General features: G+C 73.3%; 21 protein-coding genes. 13 read left to right on the forward strand and 8 right to left on the reverse strand.

The window, feature by feature from the left end:
- Positions 1 to 156: 156 nt before the first annotated feature.
- Entirely contained in the window at positions 157 to 663 is a 507-nt protein-coding gene (locus OG422_RS03410; protein ID WP_405739491.1) for a flavin reductase family protein, read from the reverse strand.
- Positions 664 to 834: 171 nt separating this feature from the next.
- Positions 835 to 1,221, reverse strand: coding sequence for a TlpA family protein disulfide reductase (locus OG422_RS03415; RefSeq protein WP_405739494.1), 387 nt, complete (start codon positions 1,219 to 1,221; stop codon positions 835 to 837).
- A gap of 305 nt (positions 1,222 to 1,526) precedes the next feature.
- On the opposite strand from OG422_RS03415, the gene OG422_RS03420 reads away from it, so the two are divergent.
- Positions 1,527 to 2,243: a 1-acyl-sn-glycerol-3-phosphate acyltransferase gene (locus OG422_RS03420; protein WP_143942036.1), complete on the forward strand. Its 717-nt coding sequence runs from the start codon at positions 1,527 to 1,529 to the stop codon at positions 2,241 to 2,243.
- A gap of 48 nt (positions 2,244 to 2,291) precedes the next feature.
- Here the strand turns inward: OG422_RS03420 and OG422_RS03425 are convergent, their stop codons facing one another.
- The 4 genes from OG422_RS03425 to OG422_RS03440 all read right to left on the reverse strand — a co-directional run bounded on the left by OG422_RS03425 (position 2,292) and on the right by OG422_RS03440 (position 6,248).
- Complete coding sequence (locus tag OG422_RS03425; protein WP_405739497.1) at positions 2,292 to 2,867, reverse strand: transglutaminase family protein; 576 nt, start codon at positions 2,865 to 2,867, stop codon at positions 2,292 to 2,294.
- 83 nt (positions 2,868 to 2,950) lie between these two features.
- On the reverse strand, positions 2,951 to 4,042 hold the full coding sequence (locus OG422_RS03430; protein WP_405739500.1) for a threonine aldolase family protein: 1,092 nt from the start codon (positions 4,040 to 4,042) through the stop codon (positions 2,951 to 2,953).
- Positions 4,021 to 4,782 carry an SDR family NAD(P)-dependent oxidoreductase gene (locus tag OG422_RS03435; RefSeq protein WP_185993927.1) on the reverse strand — a complete coding sequence of 254 codons (762 nt, stop codon included), beginning with the start codon at positions 4,780 to 4,782 and terminating at the stop codon, positions 4,021 to 4,023. Before OG422_RS03435 ends, OG422_RS03430 begins: the two co-directional genes overlap by 22 nt.
- Positions 4,783 to 4,850: 68 nt before the next feature.
- Positions 4,851 to 6,248, reverse strand: coding sequence for a DUF6421 family protein (locus tag OG422_RS03440; RefSeq protein WP_405739504.1), 1,398 nt, complete (start codon positions 6,246 to 6,248; stop codon positions 4,851 to 4,853).
- 593 nt (positions 6,249 to 6,841) lie between these two features.
- On the opposite strand from OG422_RS03440, the gene OG422_RS03445 reads away from it, so the two are divergent.
- From OG422_RS03445 to OG422_RS03460, 4 genes are all read left to right on the forward strand, one after another.
- Complete coding sequence (locus tag OG422_RS03445; RefSeq protein ID WP_405739507.1) at positions 6,842 to 7,525, forward strand: glycerophosphodiester phosphodiesterase; 684 nt, start codon at positions 6,842 to 6,844, stop codon at positions 7,523 to 7,525.
- Between the two features lie 236 nt (positions 7,526 to 7,761).
- Positions 7,762 to 8,634: an ABC transporter substrate-binding protein gene (locus OG422_RS03450; RefSeq protein WP_405739510.1), complete on the forward strand. Its 873-nt coding sequence runs from the start codon at positions 7,762 to 7,764 to the stop codon at positions 8,632 to 8,634.
- On the forward strand, positions 8,631 to 9,530 hold the full coding sequence (locus tag OG422_RS03455) for an amino acid ABC transporter permease (protein WP_405739513.1): 900 nt from the start codon (positions 8,631 to 8,633) through the stop codon (positions 9,528 to 9,530). Before OG422_RS03450 ends, OG422_RS03455 begins: the two co-directional genes overlap by 4 nt.
- On the forward strand, positions 9,527 to 10,327 hold the full coding sequence (locus tag OG422_RS03460) for an amino acid ABC transporter ATP-binding protein (protein ID WP_405739516.1): 801 nt from the start codon (positions 9,527 to 9,529) through the stop codon (positions 10,325 to 10,327). The genes OG422_RS03455 and OG422_RS03460 overlap by 4 nt, the downstream gene beginning before the upstream one ends.
- Before the next feature lie 134 nt (positions 10,328 to 10,461).
- Here OG422_RS03460 and OG422_RS03465 read toward each other — a convergent pair whose 3' ends face one another.
- Complete coding sequence (locus tag OG422_RS03465) at positions 10,462 to 10,995, reverse strand: GNAT family N-acetyltransferase (protein WP_405739519.1); 534 nt, start codon at positions 10,993 to 10,995, stop codon at positions 10,462 to 10,464.
- Positions 10,996 to 11,195: 200 nt separating this feature from the next.
- Here OG422_RS03465 and OG422_RS03470 point away from each other — a divergent pair, with 200 nt between their 5' ends.
- The 5 genes from OG422_RS03470 to OG422_RS03490 all read left to right on the forward strand — a co-directional run bounded on the left by OG422_RS03470 (position 11,196) and on the right by OG422_RS03490 (position 15,449).
- Entirely contained in the window at positions 11,196 to 11,582 is a 387-nt protein-coding gene (locus OG422_RS03470) for a VOC family protein (RefSeq protein WP_405739522.1), read from the forward strand.
- A 212-nt stretch (positions 11,583 to 11,794) separates the two neighbouring features.
- Positions 11,795 to 12,586, forward strand: a complete 792-nt coding sequence (locus OG422_RS03475; protein WP_405739525.1) for a DUF5134 domain-containing protein — start codon at positions 11,795 to 11,797, stop codon at positions 12,584 to 12,586.
- A 135-nt stretch (positions 12,587 to 12,721) separates the two neighbouring features.
- Entirely contained in the window at positions 12,722 to 13,657 is a 936-nt protein-coding gene (locus tag OG422_RS03480; RefSeq protein WP_405739527.1) for a M56 family metallopeptidase, read from the forward strand.
- Between the two features lie 154 nt (positions 13,658 to 13,811).
- A complete protein-coding gene (locus OG422_RS03485; protein ID WP_405739530.1) occupies positions 13,812 to 14,531 on the forward strand; it encodes a phosphatase PAP2 family protein in 720 nt (239 codons plus the stop codon).
- 219 nt (positions 14,532 to 14,750) lie between these two features.
- Positions 14,751 to 15,449 (forward strand): HAD family hydrolase, encoded by a 699-nt coding sequence (locus OG422_RS03490; RefSeq protein ID WP_405739533.1) that lies wholly within the window; start codon positions 14,751 to 14,753, stop codon positions 15,447 to 15,449.
- Positions 15,450 to 15,639: 190 nt separating this feature from the next.
- Here OG422_RS03490 and OG422_RS03495 read toward each other — a convergent pair whose 3' ends face one another.
- Positions 15,640 to 16,152, reverse strand: coding sequence for a hypothetical protein (locus tag OG422_RS03495; protein WP_405739535.1), 513 nt, complete (start codon positions 16,150 to 16,152; stop codon positions 15,640 to 15,642).
- Between the two features lie 532 nt (positions 16,153 to 16,684).
- On the opposite strand from OG422_RS03495, the gene OG422_RS03500 reads away from it, so the two are divergent.
- From OG422_RS03500 to OG422_RS03510, 3 genes are read left to right on the forward strand one after another with little or no spacing between them, the layout of a single operon-like run.
- Positions 16,685 to 17,350 (forward strand): response regulator transcription factor, encoded by a 666-nt coding sequence (locus OG422_RS03500; RefSeq protein WP_405739539.1) that lies wholly within the window; start codon positions 16,685 to 16,687, stop codon positions 17,348 to 17,350.
- Between the two features lie 32 nt (positions 17,351 to 17,382).
- Complete coding sequence (locus tag OG422_RS03505) at positions 17,383 to 18,060, forward strand: DUF4255 domain-containing protein (RefSeq protein ID WP_405739542.1); 678 nt, start codon at positions 17,383 to 17,385, stop codon at positions 18,058 to 18,060.
- The gene (locus OG422_RS03510; RefSeq protein WP_405739545.1) at positions 18,005 to 20,128 is read left to right on the forward strand and encodes an ATP-binding protein; all 2,124 of its coding nucleotides are present in this window, start codon (positions 18,005 to 18,007) and stop codon (positions 20,126 to 20,128) included. The genes OG422_RS03505 and OG422_RS03510 overlap by 56 nt, the downstream gene beginning before the upstream one ends.
- The last annotated feature ends 33 nt before the right edge of the window (positions 20,129 to 20,161 follow it).

The following is a 20,161-nucleotide window of genomic DNA, read 5'->3' on the forward strand; positions in this document are numbered from 1 at the left end:
CGCCTGTGGGGGCGGCTCCGGGTCGGTTCGGGCTCCCCGCGCCGACCCCGATATTACTCACCAGTACATACAGTGTCGTCCCCGGAATCAAGGCCGCTGGACTGTGACCTACCCAACGGCCCCGACCCGGGGATGACGAAGCGTTACGGGAACCCGTCAGTCGCGCAGCGCGTTGAAGCGCCCCTGGTGGTACAGGAGCGGACGGCCCGGTCCCGCCGGGTCGCCGAGGAGCGGCTGGGCGAGGACGATGCGGTGATCACCGGCCGGGATACGGGCGACGACCCGGCACACCAACCAGGCGAGGACGCCGTCGAGCAGCGGTACACCCTCGGGGCCGGTGCGCCAGGAGGTGCCGGGGCCGAAGCGGTCGGCGCCGCTGCGGGCGAAGGTGGCGGCCAGCTCCTGCTGGTGCTCGCCGAGTATGTGCACGCCCAGGTGGTCCGTCCCGGCGAGCACGGGCCAGGAGGAGGCGGTGGTGGCGACGCCGAAGGAGAGCAGCGGCGGTTCGGCGGCGACGGAGGTCAGGGAGGTCGCCGTGAAACCGACGGGGCGCTCGCCCCGCGCGGTGATCACCGCGACGCCCGCGGCGTGCTGCCGGAAGACGGAGCGCAGGAGTTCGGGGGAGGCGGTGCGGGGCGCGCCGAGATCGGGCGATGCCGTCATGGAATTGTCCTTCTGCTGAGGTGTACGAGCCGTGGCAGGGCCGCCGGCCGCCGTGGCGGGACCGGCGGCGGTGATGTCGTCGCTGCTCACACGCCCGGACAGCGCGCGCTGGCGGTCCGCAGCAGATCCACGTGGGCGCGTCCGTACAGAAGGGTTCCTGGCCGCATCACGTCAGCGTGACGAGGTACGGGGCGGAGCGTCAAGAGGCGCCCGGCATCTGGGAGATCCCTCACGGACCGCCTCGCCGAGCGCCGCGATGACATCGGCCTTACGGGGTTGACCGGCGGCGCGGCGCACGATGACGCCCTGGGCATCGAGCACGAGGACGGTCGGCGTGCCCTCGATCCGCAGCCGCCGGACGAGTCCGAGACGGGATTCGGCGTCGATCTCGGTGTGGGTGACGCCGTCGACCATGGCGGCGACCTCGGCGAGGGTGCGGCGGGTGGCGCGGCAGGGCTGGCAGAAGGCGCTGGAGAACTGCACCAGCGTGGCCCGCTCCCCCAGCGGCGCCCCCAGGCTCTCCGCGCCGAGCCGTACGCCGTCGTCCTGCTGGGACACCGTCGGCCTCCTGGGTGTGGGGTGGTGCGGGCAGTCGTCCTGCGCTACAGCGCGCGCGGCGCCGGATTGATTCCCGCGGGCGCGTCCGCGTTCCAGGTGGGGGCGCGAGGCGCGAACGGTACGCCCGGGGCGCGCGGTCCGCGACGGGAGTGGGGCATACGTGATGAGAATCTCCCGCCCCGGGTGGCCCCTGTGGTAGCCGCGACGCCTGTGATCGGGCACGATCTCCCGAAAGCCGCTTCTTACGGCTGCGTAGGTTTCCGCCGGGAGAACCCTCCCCGGGCACAGAAAAGGGGTCCCCCGACATGGCCGAACTGGTCTATCCGCCGGTGATCGGTGCCGCACGCACCCTCTTCAAATCACTCGACCTGAAATTCGACATTGCGGGGGCGGAGCACATTCCGCGGCGCGGCGGCGCGGTGCTGGTGAGCAATCACATCGGGTACCTCGACTTCGTCTTCGCGGGTCTCGCGGCCCGTCCGGCGAAGCGTCTGGTGCGGTTCATGGCCAAGGAGTCGGTGTTCCGGCACAAGGTGTCCGGGCCGCTGATGCGGGCGATGAAGCACATTCCGGTGGACCGTGCGCAGGGCGTGCACGCGTACCGGCACGCACTGTCGGCGCTGCGGTCGGGCGAGGTGATCGGCGTCTTCCCGGAGGCGACGATCTCGGAGTCGTTCACGCTGAAGGGCTTCAAGTCGGGCGCGGTGCGGCTGGCGCAGGAGGCGGGTGTGCCGCTGCTGCCGGTGGCACTGTGGGGCACCCAGCGGCTGTGGACCAAGGGCCACAAGCGGGACCTGGGGCGCAACCACTTCCCGATCACGATCCGGATCGGCGAGCCGATGGAGGCGGACCCGGACGAGCAGGCGGAGAAGATCACCGACCGGCTGCGCTCCCGCGTCCAGGACCTGCTGGAGGCGGCGCAGCGCGCCTACCCCGTGCGCCCCAAGGGGCCGGACGACACCTGGTGGATCCCGGCCCACCTGGGTGGCACGGCCCCGGCGGCGCCCGGTTCGCCCGCCTGACGACGGCGCCCGGGGGCCGTGCGGTCCCCGGGCCTTTCCCCCGCCGCCTCAGAAGTCGGTGGGGAGCGTCCGCCACAGCTGGGGCCGGTCGGCCGCCTCGCGCAGGCACCGGAGTACGGCGGGCAGCGGTTCGGCGTACAGCACCGGTGAGTCCGCCTCGCCCCGCTCCGGGCGGACGGGCCAGGCGAGCTGTTCCCGGTCGGTGCGGAACTGCGCGTCCACGCCCGGTTTGTTGCCACGCGGGTCCTGCCGCGTCCAGTCGCCGCCGGGCAGCCGGAGCGCGATCAGCCCGTGCAGGGTGTCGAGCTTCTGGTAGCAGAGCGCGGCGGGGATGCCCTCGGCGCGCAACAGGGCGGCCAGGGCGTGGGACTTGGCGAAGCAGATGCCGGTACGCCGCGCAAGGACGTCGGAGGCGCGCCAGGTGACGCGCGGATCGTCGGCGTCCTGGGAGTGCGGGATGGTGTCGCGGACGAACTCGAAGGCGGCCTTGGCGTATGTGTATGCGTCGGTGGCCTCGGCGCGCAGCAGTGTCGCGGTGGCCCGGACCAGCGGATGATCGTGGTCGATGGCCTCGCTCACCGCCAAGTAGGCCGCGAGTTCCGGGGTTTCCTGGATCAGCTCCATGCGTCGGGAGCGTAACGATGCGCCCGACCGGAGGTCAATGACTTTCCGGTCGGGCGCATAGCTATTCAGACAGGGCAGTGCCGTCAGGCGGCGCCGATCTCCTCGCGGAGGGCGGCGAGGAAGCCGTCGACGTCCTCCTCGGTGGTGTCGAAGGCGCACATCCACCGCACCACACCGGCCGCCTCGTCCCAGAAGTAGAAGCGGTAGCGCTTCTGGAGGCGTTCGCTGACGGCGTGCGGCAGGCGGGCGAAGACCGCGTTGGCCTGCACGGGGTAGAGGATCTCCACCCCGGCGACCTCCCGCACCCCGGCCGCCAGGCGCTGCGCCATGGTGTTGGCGTGCCGGGCGTTGCGCAGCCACAGGTCCTTGGCGAGCAGCGCCTCCAACTGCACGGAGACGAAGCGCATCTTGGACGCCAGCTGCATCGACAGCTTCCGCAGATGCTTCATCCCGCGCACCACATCGGGGTTGAGGACGACGACCGCCTCCCCGAAGACGGCGCCGTTCTTCGTACCGCCCAGGGAGAGCAGGTCCACCCCCACCGCATTGGTGAACGTCCGCATCGGCACGTCCAGTGACGCCGCGGCGTTGGCTATCCGCGAACCGTCGAGGTGCACCACCATGTTGCGCTCATGGGCGTGCTCGCAGATCGCCCGGATCTCGTCCGGGGTGTAGAGCGTGCCCAGTTCGGTGCTCTGGGTGATCGAGACGACCTGCGGCATGGCGCGGTGCTCGTCGTCCCAGCCGTACGCCTCGCGGTCGATCAGCTCCGGGGTGAGCTTGCCGTCCTCGGTCGGCACGGTCAGCAGCTTCAGACCGCCGACCCGCTCCGGGGCGCCGCATTCGTCGACGTTGATGTGCGCCGACTCGGCGGCGATCACCGCGCCCCAGCGGTCGGTGACCGACTGGAGTGCGACGACGTTGGCGCCGGTGCCGTTGAAGACGGGGAACGCCTCGGCCCGCTGCCCGAAGTGGCTGCGGATCACCCGCTGGAGGTGAGCGGTGTACTCGTCCTCGCCGTAGGCGATCTGATGACCGCCGTTGGCGAGGGCGAGGGCGGCGAGCACTTCCGGGTGCGCGCCCGCGTAGTTGTCGCTGGCGAAGCCGCGTACCTGGGTGTCGTGGTGCTGCCGGGCGTCGGTCTTGCCGCCGCTCACGGCTCGGGGGTCAGCCACAGACGCTTTCCATTCACTTCCCGGGCGGGCCGGCCCCAGACCCCGGCGATGGCCTCGGCCAGCTCCGCGACGTCGGTGAAGCCCGCGAACTTGGCGTTCGGTCGCTCGGCGCGCATCTGTTCGTTGACGAGCGCCTTGACGACCAGGATCGCAGCCGCGGCCCGCGGGCCCTCCTCGCCCCCCGCCTTGCGGAACGCGTCGGCCAGCGCCAGCGTCCACGCCTCGGCCGCCGCCTTGGACGCGGCATACGCGGCGTTCCCGGCCGTGGGCTTGCTCGCCCCGGCGGCGCTGATCAGCAGGAACCGGCCGTTCCCGGAGCGCTGGAGCCCTTCGTGGAAGGCGAGGGAGGTGTGCTGGACGGTACGGACGAGGAGGTTGTGCAGCAGGTCCCAGTCGCGCAGGTCGGTCTCGGCGAAGGTCTTCGAGCCGCGCCAGCCGCCGACGAGGTGGACCAGCCCGTCGATCCGGCCGAACTCCTTCTCCGTACGGCCCGCCCACTCCCGGGTCTGCTCCGGGTCGAGCAGATCGACCGTGTCGCCGATGACCTTGGCACCGCCGTGGGCGTAGCGGGCGGCGTCGACCGCTTCGGCCAGCCGCTCGGCATCCGCGTCACAGCCGACGACGGTGGCGCCCGCCTCGGCCAACCGCAGCAGGGTGGCCCGCCCGGCGGGCCCGGCGGCGCCCGCCACCGCGATGACAGCGCCCTCCAGCGGCCCCTGGCCGCCCGTCGAAGTACTCATCTCCGTCGCCTCCTCATCCTTCTGGACACCTGACTGACCTGCGGTTTCGGTGGTGGCGCGGCCGGTGGTCACGCCGCCGCCGGCATCTCGCGGCCGGCCGTGATGCCCTTGGTGGAAGCGATCACCGTACGCAGCTTCTTGGCAAGGGCCTCGTAGAACATGCTGAGCGGGAACTCGTCGGGCAGCACGTCGTCCACGAGCTTGCGCGGCGGCTGGTCGAGGTCGAGGGCGTCGGGGCCCTTCGCCCAGACCGATCCCGGGTGCGGGGCGAGGTATGTCGAGACGAGGTCGTAGGCGGCGAACCAGTGGACCAGCTTGGGCCGGTCGATGCCGTCGCGGTAGAGCTTCTCGATCTCACCGCAGAGCTGGTTGGTGACCTTCGGCGCCCGCTCCCAGTCGATGTGGAGAGTGTTGTCCGTCCAGCGTACGACGGAGTGCTGGTGGAGGTAGGCGAAGAGCAGCTGGCCGCCGAGGCCGTCGTAGTTGCGGTTGCGGTCGCCGGTGACCGGGAAGCGGAACATCCGGTCGAAGATCACCGCGTACTGCACGTCGCGGGCCTGCGGGTACCCCTCGGCCTCCAGCTTCACGGCCTCGCGGAAGGCGGTGAGGTCGCAGCGCAGCTCTTCGAGGCCGTACATCCAGAACGGCTGGCGCTGCTTGATCATGAACGGGTCGAACGGCAGGTCGCCGTGGCTGTGGGTGCGGTCGTGGACCATGTCCCACAGGACGAACGCCTGCTGGCAGCGGTCCTGGTCGGCGAGGAGGGCGCGGATGTCGTCGGGCAGGTCGATGCCGAGCGTGTCGACGGCCGCCTCGCTGACGCGGCGGAAGCGCGCGGCCTCGCGGTCGCAGAAGATGCCGCCCCAGCTGAACCGTTCGGGGGCCTCGCGCACGGCGATGGTCTCCGGGAAGAGGACCGCGGAGTTGGTGTCGTACCCGGCGGTGAAGTCCTCGAAGGTGATGCCGCAGAAGAGCGGGTTGTCGTAGCGGGTGCGCTCCAGCTCGGCGAGCCATTCGGGCCAGACCATGCGCAGGACGACGGCCTCGAAGTTGCGGTCCGGGTTGCCGTTCTGCGTGTACATCGGGAAGAGCACGAGGTGCTGGAGGCCGTCGGCGCGCTGCTGCGCGGGCTGGAAGGCCAGCAGCGAGTCGAGGAAGTCCGGCGCACCGAAACCGTCGTCCGCCCAGCGGCGCAGGTCGGTGGCGAGCGCGTCGTGGTACGCCGCGTTGTGCGGCAGCAGCGGGGCCAGCTCGCCGAGGACGGTGATGATCCGGTCGACCTCGTGGCGAACCGTTTCCGCAGTGGGGGCGCCGTCGGCGGTCAGGTCGATCGAGCCGTCCTTGGACTGCCACGGCCGGATGGTCTCGACTGCGTCCTTCAGGGCGGGCCAGGCCGGGTGCGCGGTCACCGGCTCCGTGGTCGCGGTGCCCGCCCGAGCACCCACAGGCGAAAGGATTTCCGTCATGACTGCCCTCCGGCGGTAGATCGTCTGGTGCACCCACCGTAACCAGCCAAGGTTCTTTCGCTCAAGAGGAGCCGTCGAAAATTATTCTGTCGGCACCCCCATATCACGAGGATTTTTCCTGTCGGTGCGGGGTGGAGCCACACGTTCTCACCGTATCCGCCGCCCTCCACCCCGCGACGGGGGCCGTCGTCAGCCCGGTGGGGACGCGCCCACGCGCGGGTGAGCGGGTTCGCGGACGGCCGGGGCGGACAGATACCCCTGAGCGGGTGCTCCGGGCCGGCGGGCCGAGGGCGCCCGTCCGGTACGGGGCACGACGAACGGCCCAACGGGCGGCCCGACGGGAGGGTCGCACGGGCGCGCCGAGGGGCGTGCGGTGGCTGGTCCGCGCCGCTTCCGGGGCCCGGTGGAGCCGTTAGGCTGTGCGCCATTTCGTACGGCTTTGTGCCCGAGGTCGTGGTGTGCGGAGCGCCGGGGCGGTGCGGGCCGTCGCCGGGGCCGGGCGTCCGGGGCGTTCCGGGGTACGGGGCCATGGCACCGCCGCACGGCGAGTGGCGACATCAGAGCAGTACCGAGCCGACAGAAGCGAGGCAGCCTTGTCCTTTCTCACCATCGGGCACCGCGGAATGATGGGCGTGGAGCCGGAGAACACGCTCCGGTCGTTCGTCCGAGCCGAGCGCGAAGGGCTCGACATCGTCGAGCTGGATCTGCATCTGAGCAAGGACGGCGCGCTCGTGGTGATGCACGACGCGGACGTGTCCCGGACCACCGACGGCAGCGGGCCGATCGCCGAACACACCCTCGCGGAGCTGCGCGAGCTGGACGCCGGGCGGGGTGAGCGGATCCCGGTGTTCGAGGAGGTCGTGGACGCGGTCCGGGCGCCGCTGCAGGCCGAGATCAAGGATGTGGCGGCGGCGCGGGCGCTCGCCGAGGTGCTGCGGGCCCGCGATCTGACCGGCCGGGTCGAGGTGATCTCCTTCCACGACGAGGCGCTGGCCGCCATCCGGACCCTGGTCCCGGGCACCCGCACCGCGCTGGTCGCCAGCCGGTACGGCACCGATGTGGTGGACCGGGCGCTGGCGGTGGGCGCGCCGATGCTCTCGCTCAACATCCGCCGTCTGACCCTGGAGTTGGTGGAACGGGCCCACGCCGAGGGGCTGCGGGTGGTGGCGTGGACCGTCAACACCCACGACCAGCTGCGGCTGGCCCGCGGCCTGGGGCTGGACGGCGTGGTGACCGACCAGCCGGAGATCCGCCGGGCGGTGCGGTTCACGGCTTGAGAGACGGGCCACCCTGGGACGAGTTCGCCGCGGCAGTCGCGGGCGGGGCTCGTGCCCGGGCTGGAGCCCGAGTTCGGGGCCGGGGCGGGGCGCGCGTCCGTGAGGAGGCGTCAGCCCCGTCCTTCCTTCCCCCCGTACGAAACCCGCAGTTTATAGGGGTGCAATCTCGTTCCGGCATCCGGACGATTTCCGCGGTGATCTCGACAAATGGCCTCCGGCCCTGCCACTCTCCCGCCATGCGCCTCGCCTACCGCCCCGCCCTGTTCGCCGTGTGTGCCGCCGTGTTGGGGTGCGCCGCAGTCGGCTGTGCGCCGCAGGACGCGTCGTCCGAGGGTGCGGCCGGGGCGGGCAAGGCGAGTTGTGCGCGCGGCAAGCTGGACACGGTGACGGCCGGGAAGGTGACCGTCGGCACCGACAAGCCCGCGTACGCCCCGTGGTTCCAGGACGACGACCCGGCGAACGGCAAGGGCTTCGAGTCGGCCGTCGCCTACGCGGTCGCCGACCGGCTCGGCTACCCGCGGTCCGCGGTCACCTGGCAGACCGTGCCGTTCAACAACGCGTTCGCGCCGGGTGAGAAGAAGTTCGACTTCGACATCAACCAGACCTCGATCAGCGCCCCGCGCAAGCAGGCCGTCGCCTTCTCCTCCGGCTACTACGCCGTACGGCAGGCGGTCGTGGCACTCAAGGGCTCGAAGGCGGCGAAGGCCAAGAGCATCGCCGACCTCAAGGGCGTACGGCTCGGCGCCCAGGTCGGTACCACCAGCCTCGACGTCATCAACGACACGATCCGCCCCCACCAGCGGCCCGCCGTCTACCAGAAGAACGACTTCGCCAAGTCCGCGCTGAAGAACCATCAGGTCGACGCGATCCTCATCGATCTGCCGACGGCGTTCTTCATCACCTCCACGGAGGTGAAGGATGCGAAGGTCGTCGGGCAGTTCGCGGACACCGGCGCAGACGGCGAGCAGTTCGGCCTGGTGCTCGACAAGCAGAGCCGGATCACCGGGTGCGTCCGGGCGGCCGTCGACGCGCTACGGAAGGACGGCACGCTCGCCGCCCTGGAGAAGAAGTGGCTGGCCGACACCGCCCATGCGCCGGTGCTCAAATGAGGCTCGCCAAGGGCCCGTCGGGCACCTCCCCCGTGGTCACCGAGGACGACGGCTACGTCCCGTCCGCGCGGCGGCTGGCGCGGGAACGGTACCGGCGTACCCGGGCCCGCCGCGCCACCACCGTCGCCACGGTGAGCACGCTGGTGACCGGCGCCGTGCTGTACGTCGTGATCACCGGGTCGCCCGGCTGGCAGCGCACCCGCGAGACCTTCTTCAGCGCCGCGTACGCGCGCATGGCGCTGCCCAAGGTGCTGGAGGGACTGCTGCTCAACCTGGAACTGCTGGTGGTGTGCGGCGCCGCGGTGCTGGTGTGCGGGATGGCACTGGCGGTGGCGCGGACGTTGCGCGGTCCGGTGTTCTTCCCGCTGCGGGCGCTGGCCACCGCATACACCGACTTCTTCCGCGGACTGCCGCTGATCATCTGCCTGTTGATGGTGGTCTTCGGCGTCCCGGCGCTGCGACTCCAGGGCGTCACCACCGATCCGGTGCTGCTCGGCGGGACGGCGCTGGTCCTGACGTACTCGGCGTATGTGGCGGAGGTCTTCCGGGCCGGGATCGAATCGGTGCACCCCTCGCAGCGGGCCGCGGCGCGGTCGCTGGGGCTGTCGAGTGGGCAGGCGCTGCGGTTCGTGGTGCTGCCGCAGGCGGTGCGGCGAGTGGTGCCGCCGCTGCTGAACGATCTGGTCTCGCTCCAGAAGGACACCGGTCTGGTGTCGATCGCCGGGGCGGTCGACGCGGTGTACGCGGCGCAGATCATCGCGGGCAAGTACTTCAACTACACGCCGTACGTGGTCGCCGGGCTGGTCTTCGTCGCCCTGACGATCCCGATGACGCGCCTGACGGACTGGGTGACCGCCCGGATGGACCGGCGCCGCGCCCAGGGAGGGATCGTATGAGCGAAGCGGCCGCGCGGCCGGTGGAGCCGGAGCCGGCGGCGGGCGATGCCGCGCCGGTGCTGCGGCTGGAGGCCGTCCGCAAGACGTACGGGCGGGGCACGGTCGTGCTGCGGGATGTCGATCTGGAGGTCGCGCCGCACACCGTCACGGCGCTGATCGGGGCGTCCGGTTCCGGCAAGTCGACGCTGCTGCGGTGCGCGAATCTGCTGGAGGAGATCGACGACGGGGCAATCTTCCTGGACGGCGAGGAGATCACCGATCCGCGCGCCGACGCGGACGCGGTGCGCCGCCGCATCGGTGTGGTCTTCCAGGCGTACAACCTCTTCCCGCACATGACGGTGCTGGACAACATCACGCTGGCGCCGCGCCGGGTCCACGGGGTGGCGCGGGACGAGGCGGAGGCGCGGGCGCACGCGCTGCTGGAGCGGCTGGGGCTCGGCGGGCGGGCGGACGCCTATCCGGACCGGCTCAGCGGCGGGCAGCAGCAGCGCGTCGCCCTCGTCCGGGCGCTGGCCTGCCGCCCCCGGCTGCTGCTGCTCGACGAGATCACCGCGGCGCTCGACCCGGAGCTGGTGGGCGAGGTGCTGGGCGTGGTGCGCGAGCTGAAGGAGGAGGGCATGACGATGGTGCTCGCCACCCATGAGATGGGGTTCGCCCGGGACGTCGCCGACCAGGTGTGTTTCCTGGACGCCGGGGTGATCCGGGAGCGTGGCACCCCCGAGGAGCTGTTCGGGGCGCCGCGGGAGGCCCGGACCCGGCAGTTCCTGGAGCGGGTTGTGGGAGCGGGGCGTTGGTAGAACCACGGGGGGCGGGGCGTTGGTAGCGGGCGGCGACCCGCGGGGCGTCGGTAGCGAACGGGCCGACCCGCGGGGCGCCGCCCGCCGCTTTCCGGCGCGGCTCGTCCTCGGGTCGGCCCGTTCGCCCGGTGGGCTCAGCCGAGGGGCTTGACCAGCAGTTCGAAGGCGAGATCGTCGCGCTGCGGGACGCCGAACCGCTCGTCGCCGTAGGGGAACGGGCTCCGCTCGCCGGTGCGGCGGTAGCCGCGCCGCTCGTACCAGGCGATCAGCTCAGGGCGCTGCCGGATGACGGTCATCCGCATTTCCGCGGCGCCCCACTCGGCGTGGGCGGCGCGCTCCGCCTCGGCGATGATCACCTTGCCGAGGCCGCCGCCCTGGAGCGTGGGGCGGACCGCGAACATGCCGAAGTAGGCGTGGTCACCGCGGTGTTCGAGCTGGCAGCAGGCGACCGGCTCACCGTCGCGCTCGGCCACCAGCAGCCGGCTTTCCTTCTGGTGCACCACGGCGGCGACGCCCTCGGGGTCCGTGCGCTGCCCCTTCAGCAGATCCGCCTCGGTGGTCCAGCCCGCCCGGCTCGCGTCGCCCCGGTAGGCCGACTCGATCAGCGCGACGAGCGCGGGTATGTCGGCGTCGGTGGCGGTACGGAAGACGAGTTCACCGGTGGGCATGGTGCGTGGGTTCCTCTCGGGCGGGCGGTGGGCGTGCGGCGGCCGGGCCGGGCACACCGCGAGGCTAGCAAGGCGACACGCCGGTTGATCAGGGCCTTTCGTCCCGATGCCGGGCCGGACACGTGTCCCTGGACTCCCCCGCCGCCGGAACCCGCGCGCGGCGCCCGGCCGCGCGCCCCCGGGCGCGTAGGGTCCGGCGCATGGTGCAGGTACTGAGCAGCAGGGTGCTGGTGCGGCCCGCGGACCCCGAGCGGTCGCGGGCCTTCTACGGCGAGGCGCTGGGGCTGGAGATCTACCGGGAGTTCGGCACGGGCCCCGAGCGGGGCACGGTGTACTTCCTGGGCGGTGGCTTCCTGGAGGTGTCCGGCCGGTCGGACGGGGCGCCCGGGCCGACGCTTCAGCTGTGGCTCCAGGTGGCGGACGTGGCCGCGGCACACGACGCGCTGGCGGCGCGCGGTGTGGAGATCCTGCGGCCGCCGGTCCGGGAACCGTGGGGCCTGATCGAGATGTGGATCGCCGATCCGGACGGCCATCGCCTCGTCCTCGTCGAGGTGCCCGCCGACCATCCCCTGCGCTACCGGCCCTGACCTGCGGCTCCGGGGACCGGGCCCGAATCCGGGCCACCGGGTGGCGCCGCCGTACCGGGCCTCCCCGGGGCGGCCGGTCCTGCGCTCCCCGCCTGCCCCCGTGCGCTCCCTTGCGCCCCCCGTGACCTGGGCATTCTGCGGTCGTACGGATCGGTGTCCGGCCGGGCTGCGGGGTGTCCGCCGCCGTCCCGGACCAGGGTGGGGAGGTCGGAGTGCACGGGCCGTCGCTGACGAGTTGGCTGCTGGTGGTGGTGTGCGCCGCGGCGGGCGGGTACTGCCTGTCGCGGGCGCGCCACGGCACGGCGGCGCAGCGGTCCCAGGCGCGCGGTCAGGCGCTGATGGGGCTGGCGATGGCGGTGATGGCGCTGCCCGCCACGGTGTTCGCGCCAGCGCCGTGGCTGCCGTGGGTGTACGCCGCGGTCTTCACCGCCGCGGCGCTACGGGCCCTGTGGCTCCGGCACGCGCACCACACCGTCGACTCGCTGGCGATGGTCTACATGGCACTGGCGATGACCCCGCTCCTGGCGGCGGACCCGGCGATGAGCGGCATGGCGCCGATGACGATGCCGGGCGGGCACGGTGGCGCGATGGCCGGCCATGCGGGGCACGTCGGCATGGGTGGCCCGTCTCTGGTGACGGGTGCCTTGTTGGTCTACTACGCGGGGGTGGTGCTCCTCGCCGGGAGCCGGTTGATGCCGGGGGCGGGCGAGCGGGGGGCGGTGTCGGCGGATGTGAGGGTGATGCCTTCGGGCGAGCCGGTCGCGGTGCCGGCGGTTGCGGGCGCGGGCCCGGTCGACGACGTGCCGCTCCCGGGGGGCGCCGCAGTCGGCCTCCCGGAGGGCTCCCCGGCCGGTCCGCCGGAGGGTGCCACGGCCCGGCTCCCGGAGGGTGCTGCCGCGGCCCGTTCCGCCGTCGCGGATCCGGTCCTCCGGCGCGCCGAGGCATTCGGGGCCTGTCGGCTGGCGATGAGCCTCGGGATGTTCGTGATGCTGCTGTCGGTCTGATGTCGGTCCGGCCCGCGAAGGCCGCCCGGGGCGGCGTCCGGGGGCGGTATGCGTCACCCCTCCGGCGAGGTGGCATACGTCACTTCCGGAACGCGGCCGTACCTCCCGGAAGTGGGGCGCTCATAGGCTGGCGGCATGATGGTCCCCCTCACGCTGATGATCCTCGGCGTGCTGGCCGCGTCCACGGCGCCGCGGCTGATGGCCCGTTCGGACTGGCCCGACCGGGAACCGGTGCTCGCCCTGTGGGTCTGGCAGTGCGTGGTCGCCGGTGTGTTGCTCTGCTGCGGGCTGGCGATGGCGCTGAGCGCGGCCGCCGCCTGGGAAGCCGTCCGGGGCCCGGTGTTCGGCTTCGCGCCGCGGGTCGTCGTCGAGGCGTACGCGCTCAACGCCTACGGGCCGTGGGCCGGTTCGCTGGCGGCGCTGCTGGCCGGGGGCGCGGTGTGGACGGCGGTGGCGCTGACCCGTGAGGTGCGCGCCGCACGGGCCCGCCGTCGGCAGCGCCGTGCGGATCTGCTGCGCCGGGTGCCGCTGCTGCCGGGTGAGGAACGCTCCGGCGACCGCCTCGTCGTCCTGGAGAGCGACCGCCCCGAGGCGTGGTGGCTACAGCGCAGCGCGCCCCAACTCGTCGTCACCACGGCCGCGTTGCGGAGGCTGAAGGATCATCAGCTCGATGCGCTGCTCGCCCACGAGCAGGGCCACGCCCGGGCCCGGCACGATCTGCTGCTGCACTGCGCCTCGGCGCTCGCGGCCGGATTTCCGCAGGTCCCGGTGTTCGCCGCGTTCCGGGATCAGGTGCACCGGCTGGTCGAACTGGCCGCGGACGATGTGGCGTCGCGCCGCTTCGGGCGGCTGACGACCGCACTGGCGCTGGTCGGGATGAACGAGGACCGCGGGATCTTCGGGCCGTGCCCCGAGCAGTTGGGGCAGGTGCCGCAGCGGGTGGACCGGCTGCTGGCGCCGGGCGTCCGCTTCTCGCCCGCCCGCCGGCTGCGGGTCACCGCGTACGCCGCGCTGCTCCCGGCCGTACCGCTGCTGATCACGTTCGTCCCGGGGCTGCGCGCCCTGACGTGACCGGGCGGCAGGCGCCACCGTGACTTACCCGGAGGAGAGGTGACGGGGCGTGGCCCGCCATCCGCGTCGGGCGGAGTCCGGGGAACAGCGGTGCGGGTGCGGGCGTCGGGTGTGGGGCATGGCGCCGGGGCGCCTCGTCCGCGAAGATCGGCGCATGGCCTCGTCAGAACGGCGCGCGACGCCGGCACCGCGCCCCCTCGGCGCCCCTTCCCGGTACCCGTCCGTGCGCGCGCCGCTGGCCGTGCTCGTCGGTTGTGCCGTGCCCGCCGTCGTCCTGACCGTGCTGGTCACGGCGGGCTGGGCGCCGCTCATCGGACTCGACCGGACCGTCGCGGACACCCTGCACACCGCGGCCGTCGGCGCGCCCGGCTGGACCCACGTCAACCGGATCCTCACCGACTGGGTGTGGGACCCCTGGACGATGCGGGCCGTGCTGGCGGTGGCGGTCGGACTGCTCGTCCGCCGCGGTGCGTGGCTGCTCGGCGTCTGGGTGGCCGCCACGTCGCTGCTGGGCACCGGCCTCCAGCAGGGGCTGAAGGCAGCGGTGGACCGGGACCGTCCGGTGTGGCCCGACCCCGTCGACTCCGCGCACTACCAGGCGTTCCCGTCCGGGCACGCGCTGTCGGTCACGGTCGCGGCCGGGCTGCTCCTCTGGCTGCTGCGGCGGCACGCGCCCCGCCCGGCCCTGTGGCGGGCGGCCGTCGCGGTGGCGGCGGTGTCGATGGCCGGTGTCGGCTTCACCCGGGTGTTCCTGGGCGTGCACTGGCTGTCGGACGTCGTCGGCGGCTGGCTGCTCGGCGCCACGGTGGTCGCGGCGTCGGTGACGGCTTACGGGGTGTACGAACGGTGGGGCGGGGCCGGGCGGCGCGGGTGAGCGGCCCCGGGCTCTGGGGCGGGGCGGGTGCGCGAGGTGCGTGGCCGCGAGCGCCGTACCGGAGTCCCGTGCCGCCGGCCACCGCTCCCGTCTCCCCCGGTCGTCGGGTGGCCGCGGCGGCGGCCGACGGACGATGGCGTGCGGACGTGACCGGGATCACGACGTACGCGCGCGACCAGGGTCATGGCGTACGGCGAGCGGGCCCCTGACCATGGCCGCATGACCATGCTCAAAGGGGTGTTGTTCGACTTCTCCGGGACGTTGCTGCGGATCGAACCGGCGGAGAGTTGGCTGCGCGGCGCGCTGGCGGCGACCGGGACCGTCATGGACGACGGCGCGCTCCGCGACACGGCCGCGGCGCTGGAGCGGGCCGGGGCGCTGCCCGGTGGCGCCGTGCCCGAGGTGCTCCCGCCGGAGCTGGCCGGAATCTGGGCGGAGCGGAACCGCGAACCCCGCCATCACCGCGAGGTCTACACCGCGCTGGCCCGTCGGGTGCCGCTGCCCTCCCCCGCGCTGCCGGAGGCGCTGTACGCGCGCCATATGCGCCCCGAGGCGTGGCGGCCGTACCCCGACGCGGTCGAGGTGCTGGCCGAACTGCGCGGGCGCGGGCTGCGGTTGGGGCTGCTCAGCAACATCGGCTGGGATCTGCGGCCGGTACTGCGCGCGCACGGTCTGGCGCCGTATCTGGACTGCACCGTCCTGTCGTTCGAGCACCGGATGCAGAAGCCGGACCCGCGGCTCTTCGCCGGCGCCTGCCGGGAGTTGGGGCTCCCACCGGGCGAGGTGCTGATGGTCGGCGACGACCGTCGGGCGGACGGCGGCGCGACGGCCGTGGGCTGCCGCTACCTGCCGGTCGCACCGCTGCCGGTGGACCAACGCCCGGACGAGCTGCGGGCGGTGCTGGACCTGCTGGGCTGAGTGAGCGGGCCCCGGTTCAGGCGGGCGGGCGGTGCGCATCACGGGCGGGCGCCCGGCGGACGGGCACCAGGGCCTGGCCCGGGGCCCGGCCACCCGACGCCCCGCGCGGCCGGCGCCCCGCCTCACGCAGCGACCCGATCCGAGCCCAAGGCCGGGCCACCCGGCACCCCACCGGCCCGCCCCGGGCCCCTCACCGCCCCCTCCCCCACCCCCGCAGCACCGCGAAGTCATCCCCCGCCAATCCCACCGCCGCGTCGATGCACCGCAGCAGAACCTGCCCCACATGGTGTCCGGCGATCCAGCTCCGGTCCGGTTCGCCGATCTCGTCGTCGACCCAGGCGAACGGGCGGCTGTCGGCGACGGCGACCAGGCGGCGGGTCTTCCAGTGCACGCCGTCGAGGGCTCGGTGCGGGGGCCGGGGCCAGTCCACGTACGGGAGGGCGGGGAGGCCCAGGACGGGGGCGATCCAGGTGTTGGCCTCGGGGCCCCAGGTGCTGGCCCACACGAGGCGGTAGCCGAGCGCCAGCAGCAGCGGGCCGTGCCGGGGGTCGAGGCGTACCGGCAGCGGCGGATGCGGCTCCTCCCAGCCCGTGGGGCGCATCGGCAGGGTGGTGTATCCGGCCGGGGCCCGTCCGGCGGGGGCCCGCCACGGGTTGAGCGGGCCGTCGACGTCGAGGAAGAGGATCGGACGCGGGTCGGCCACCCGTCCGATGCTCCTCCCCCGGCCGCGCGGACGCGAGCGCTCCACGTATCCGTCCGCCGTGGCCTCGTCCGTCCGCCGTCACCTCGTCGCCGGGACGCGGAACGCGACGAGGTCGCAATTCCCCGCCGGTTCATCGAATCTTCGTAAAGTTCAGGCAAAGAGTAACGTCGAACACATCTCCGGGATCATGGTCGCTATTCTCCGGGAATTACTTTTCCACTCCAGGAGCGAAGTCACTACCACACCTCTCACCGCCAACCTCCGGGCAGCCCATTCGCGCCACGTCCACAATTCGCCAGATGGCCGATTTCAACCCATGAGGCCACGGCCACTGCCACCCCTTTTGCACCGCCAACACCTGCGGAAACGCGATCGGTTCACTGCTTTTCCGCACTCTTCATCGACAATTGCGTCACAGCTGGATCGCGCACGCAACCATCCCCGTCTTCCCGTCCATCTGAGACCACATCAAGAGACGCCCGATGCGGAAATACCTCCGCGCCGGCGCGGCGATCGGCACGGGAGGACACCATTGCGCGGCTCATTCAGGACGGCCGTGGAGGAACCTGCACAGCGCATTCCCGTCGTGGTGCACGCACCGGATCCCATTTCCCGGGAAGGGACCATCAGTCAGCTGCGTGGCCATGCCGTGATCGACCTCGTCGACGAGGCGACCGCCCAGCAGTCGGGCGGCGTCGCGGTGCTGCTCACCGAGTCCCTCGACGAAACCATGCTCGGCTGGCTGCGGAGGCTGGTGCGCAGCGACGGCATGCACGCCGTCCTCGTCGTGAGCCTGATCCGCGAAGCGGAGCTGCTGGACATCATCGAATGCGGGGTCGGCGCCATCGTCTGGCGCCGCGAGGCCACCGGCAACCGCCTCCTCCAGGCGGTCATCGCCGCCTCCCGGGGCGACGGCGACCTCCCCGCCGATCTGCTCGGACGGCTGCTCAGCCAGGTCGGCTCGCTCCGCCCGGGCACCCTCGGCATCCCCGGTGTCCGCCCCTCGGGGCTCTCCCAACGCGAGGTCGACGCGCTGCGGCTGGTCGCGGAGGGCATGGACACCAATGAGATCGCCCGGAAGCTGGCGTACTCCGAACGCACCGTCAAGAACATCATGCAGGGGCTGACGACCCGTCTGAACCTGCGCAACCGCGCGCACGCCGTGGCCTATGCGCTGCGCGAGGGCTACATCTCGTGAGGGCCGTACGCGGCCGACTGGAGCGACACTGAATGATCCACGAAGTGGACGAGGTCATCGAGGGACTGCTGACCGGCGGGGTGCTCGCCGGCACCGGCATCGAGATCGCCTTCGACGCGCCGACCCGCACCTGGGCGTCCCGGCGCAACTCCCCCACCCTCAACGCCTACCTGTACGACATCCGCGAGGACACCGCACGGCGTGAGGGCGGCACCGTGCCGGTGCGCGACGAGCAGGGCGCCGTGGTGCGCAGGCGCCGTCCGCCACGCTGGTTCCGGCTGTCGTACCTGGTCACCGCCTGGACGAAGCGGCCGCAGGACGAACACCGGCTGCTCTCCGCGGCCCTCGCCTCACTGCTCCCCCACGAACTGCTGGCGCCCGCGCAACTGCCGGGGGCGCTGGGGGCGCTCGGGCTGAGCGTGCCGCTCGTCGTCGGCGCCACGCCGGGCGACGCCCGCTCGCGCGCCGAACTCTTCTCCGCGCTCGGCGGTGAACTCAAGCCCTCCGTCGACCTGATACTGACCGTGCCGTTCCCGGGCTTCCCGGAGTACGACGCGGGGCCGCCGGTCACCGAGGGCGCGGTGGTCTCCGCCCGGGAGCTGGACGGCCCCCTCGCGGACGCGCCCCGCGCCCACCAGGAACGGCACCTCAAGGATGTGGCACGGCCCGCGTCCGCCGCCGACACCGCGGAGGCGCCCGGTGAGCGGTGAGGCGCCCGCCCCCGGCCCCGCCACCGACCCGGCGCAGCCGCTGGCCGACCGGCTGGCCGCGCTGCGCGAGCGGGTCGCCGCGCTGGTCGCCCGGCGTGGCGCGGACGACCCGACGGCCGGCGATCCGCTGCGCGGCCTGTACCTCTCCGACGACGCCGTACGCCACCGGCTGCGCGGCGAGGCCGAGGCCGGGGGCCCGCCGCCCGAGGGGTGGGCGGATCCGGAGCCGCCGGACGGTGCCTCGGAGCCCGGCGACCGGCTGGGCCTGCTCGCCCGGCGGCTGGGACTGACCCCGCTGGACACCACCGTCCTGCTCATCGCCCTCGCCCCCGACCTCGACCGGGGCTTCGAGCCGCTGTACGGCTATCTCAACGACGACGTCAGCCGACGCCGTGCCACCACGGGGCTCGCCCTCGACCTGTGCGGGCTGCTCGCCCCGGACGGCGCGGGCGCCGCGGCGCGGGCCCGTTTCCATCCGTCGGCGCCGCTGTCCGCGTACGGGCTGCTGTCCGTCGAGGAGACCGACCGCCCGTTCCTCGGCCGGTCGCTCCGCGTCCCGGACCGCGTCGCCGCCCATCTCCTGGGCGACGGCACCCCCGACGCCGCGCTCGCCGGGTATGTCACGGAGCTGCCCGGCGACCCGGCGGACGAGCCGACCGCACCGGACGACCGGCTCGGTGCGCTGCTCGCGGCGGGCCCGGCCACCGTCTATCTGCGCGAGCACCGCGACGGCGACGGGCTGGCCCGCGCCGCGGCCGCGCTGCGCGCCGCGGGCCGTGCGGCGCTGCACTTCACGCCGCCGGCCGCGCCGCGGCGGCCCGACGGCGGGACGGCCGAGGCGGCGCCGGACGAGCGGGGCCCGGTGGCGGCCCTGCTGCGCGAGGCCCGGCTGCGCGACTGCGCGGTGGTCGTCGCCCCGCTGCCGGACGAACCGGGCGCGCTGATACGGGAGTTGGCGGTGCCGGATGTGCCGGTGCTGCTGTGCGGGACGCGGCCGTACGACCCGCTGTGGTGCGCCCGCGATCCGCTGGTCCTTCAGGTGCCGCGGAGCCGGGCGGGCGCGGTGGACACCTGGGAGGCGGCGCTCGGCGCGGACGCCGCGGCGGCGGACCTCGACCTGGCGGCGGCGGTCGCCCCGTACCGTCTCGACGGGGAACGGATCCGGCGGGCCGCCCGCTCCGCGCGGGCCCTGGCGGCGCTGGAGGGCACCGCGCTGACCTCCGCACATCTGCGGCACGCCGCCCGGCAGCAGTCGGCGTCCGGTCTGGAGCGGCACGCCCGGCGGATCCGCCCGGACGTCGGCTGGGCCGATCTGGTGCTGCCGGACGGGCCGCTCGGACAGCTGCGGGAGCTGGCGTTGCGCGCCCGCCACCGCGACCGGGTCCTCGGCGACTGGCGGCTCAGCGCCGGCGGCGGGCGGGGCCGGGGCGTACTGGCGCTGTTCGCCGGGGACTCCGGGACCGGCAAGACGCTGTCGGCGGAGGTGGTCGCCGCCGACCTCGGCCTCGACCTCTACGTCGTCCAACTCTCCTCCGTCGTCGACAAGTTCGTCGGCGAGACCGAGAAGAACCTGGAGCGGATCTTCACCGAGGCGGACCGCACGGACGCGGTGCTGCTCTTCGACGAGGCCGACGCCGTCTTCGGCAAGCGGTCCGAGGTGAAGGACGCGCACGACCGGTACGCCAACATGGAGAGCGCCTATCTGCTCCAGCGACTGGAGGCGTTCGACGGCATCGCCGTGCTGACCACCAATCTGCGGGCCAACATCGACGACGCGTTCACCCGGCGCCTCGACCTGGTCGTCGACTTCCCGTTCCCCGATGCCGGGCAGCGGCTGGCGCTGTGGCGGCACAGCCTGGCGCATGTGCCGTGCGCGGAGGGGATCGATCCGGGGCCGTGCGCCCGGGAGTTCGAGCTGTCGGGCGGTTCGATCCGCAGCGCGGTGGTCACCGCCGCGTACGCCGCCGCCGGCCGCGGCGGGCCGGTGACCGGGGCGGATCTGCTCACCGGCGCCCGCCGCGAGTACCGCAAGGGCGGACGGCTGGTGCTGGACGACACCGGCTGGTGACGTGGCCGGCCACCGGCCACGTGGAAGGGTCCG

The organism is Streptomyces sp. NBC_01525 (assembly GCF_045040405.1).
Lineage (GTDB): Bacteria > Actinomycetota > Actinomycetes > Streptomycetales > Streptomycetaceae > Streptomyces > Streptomyces benahoarensis.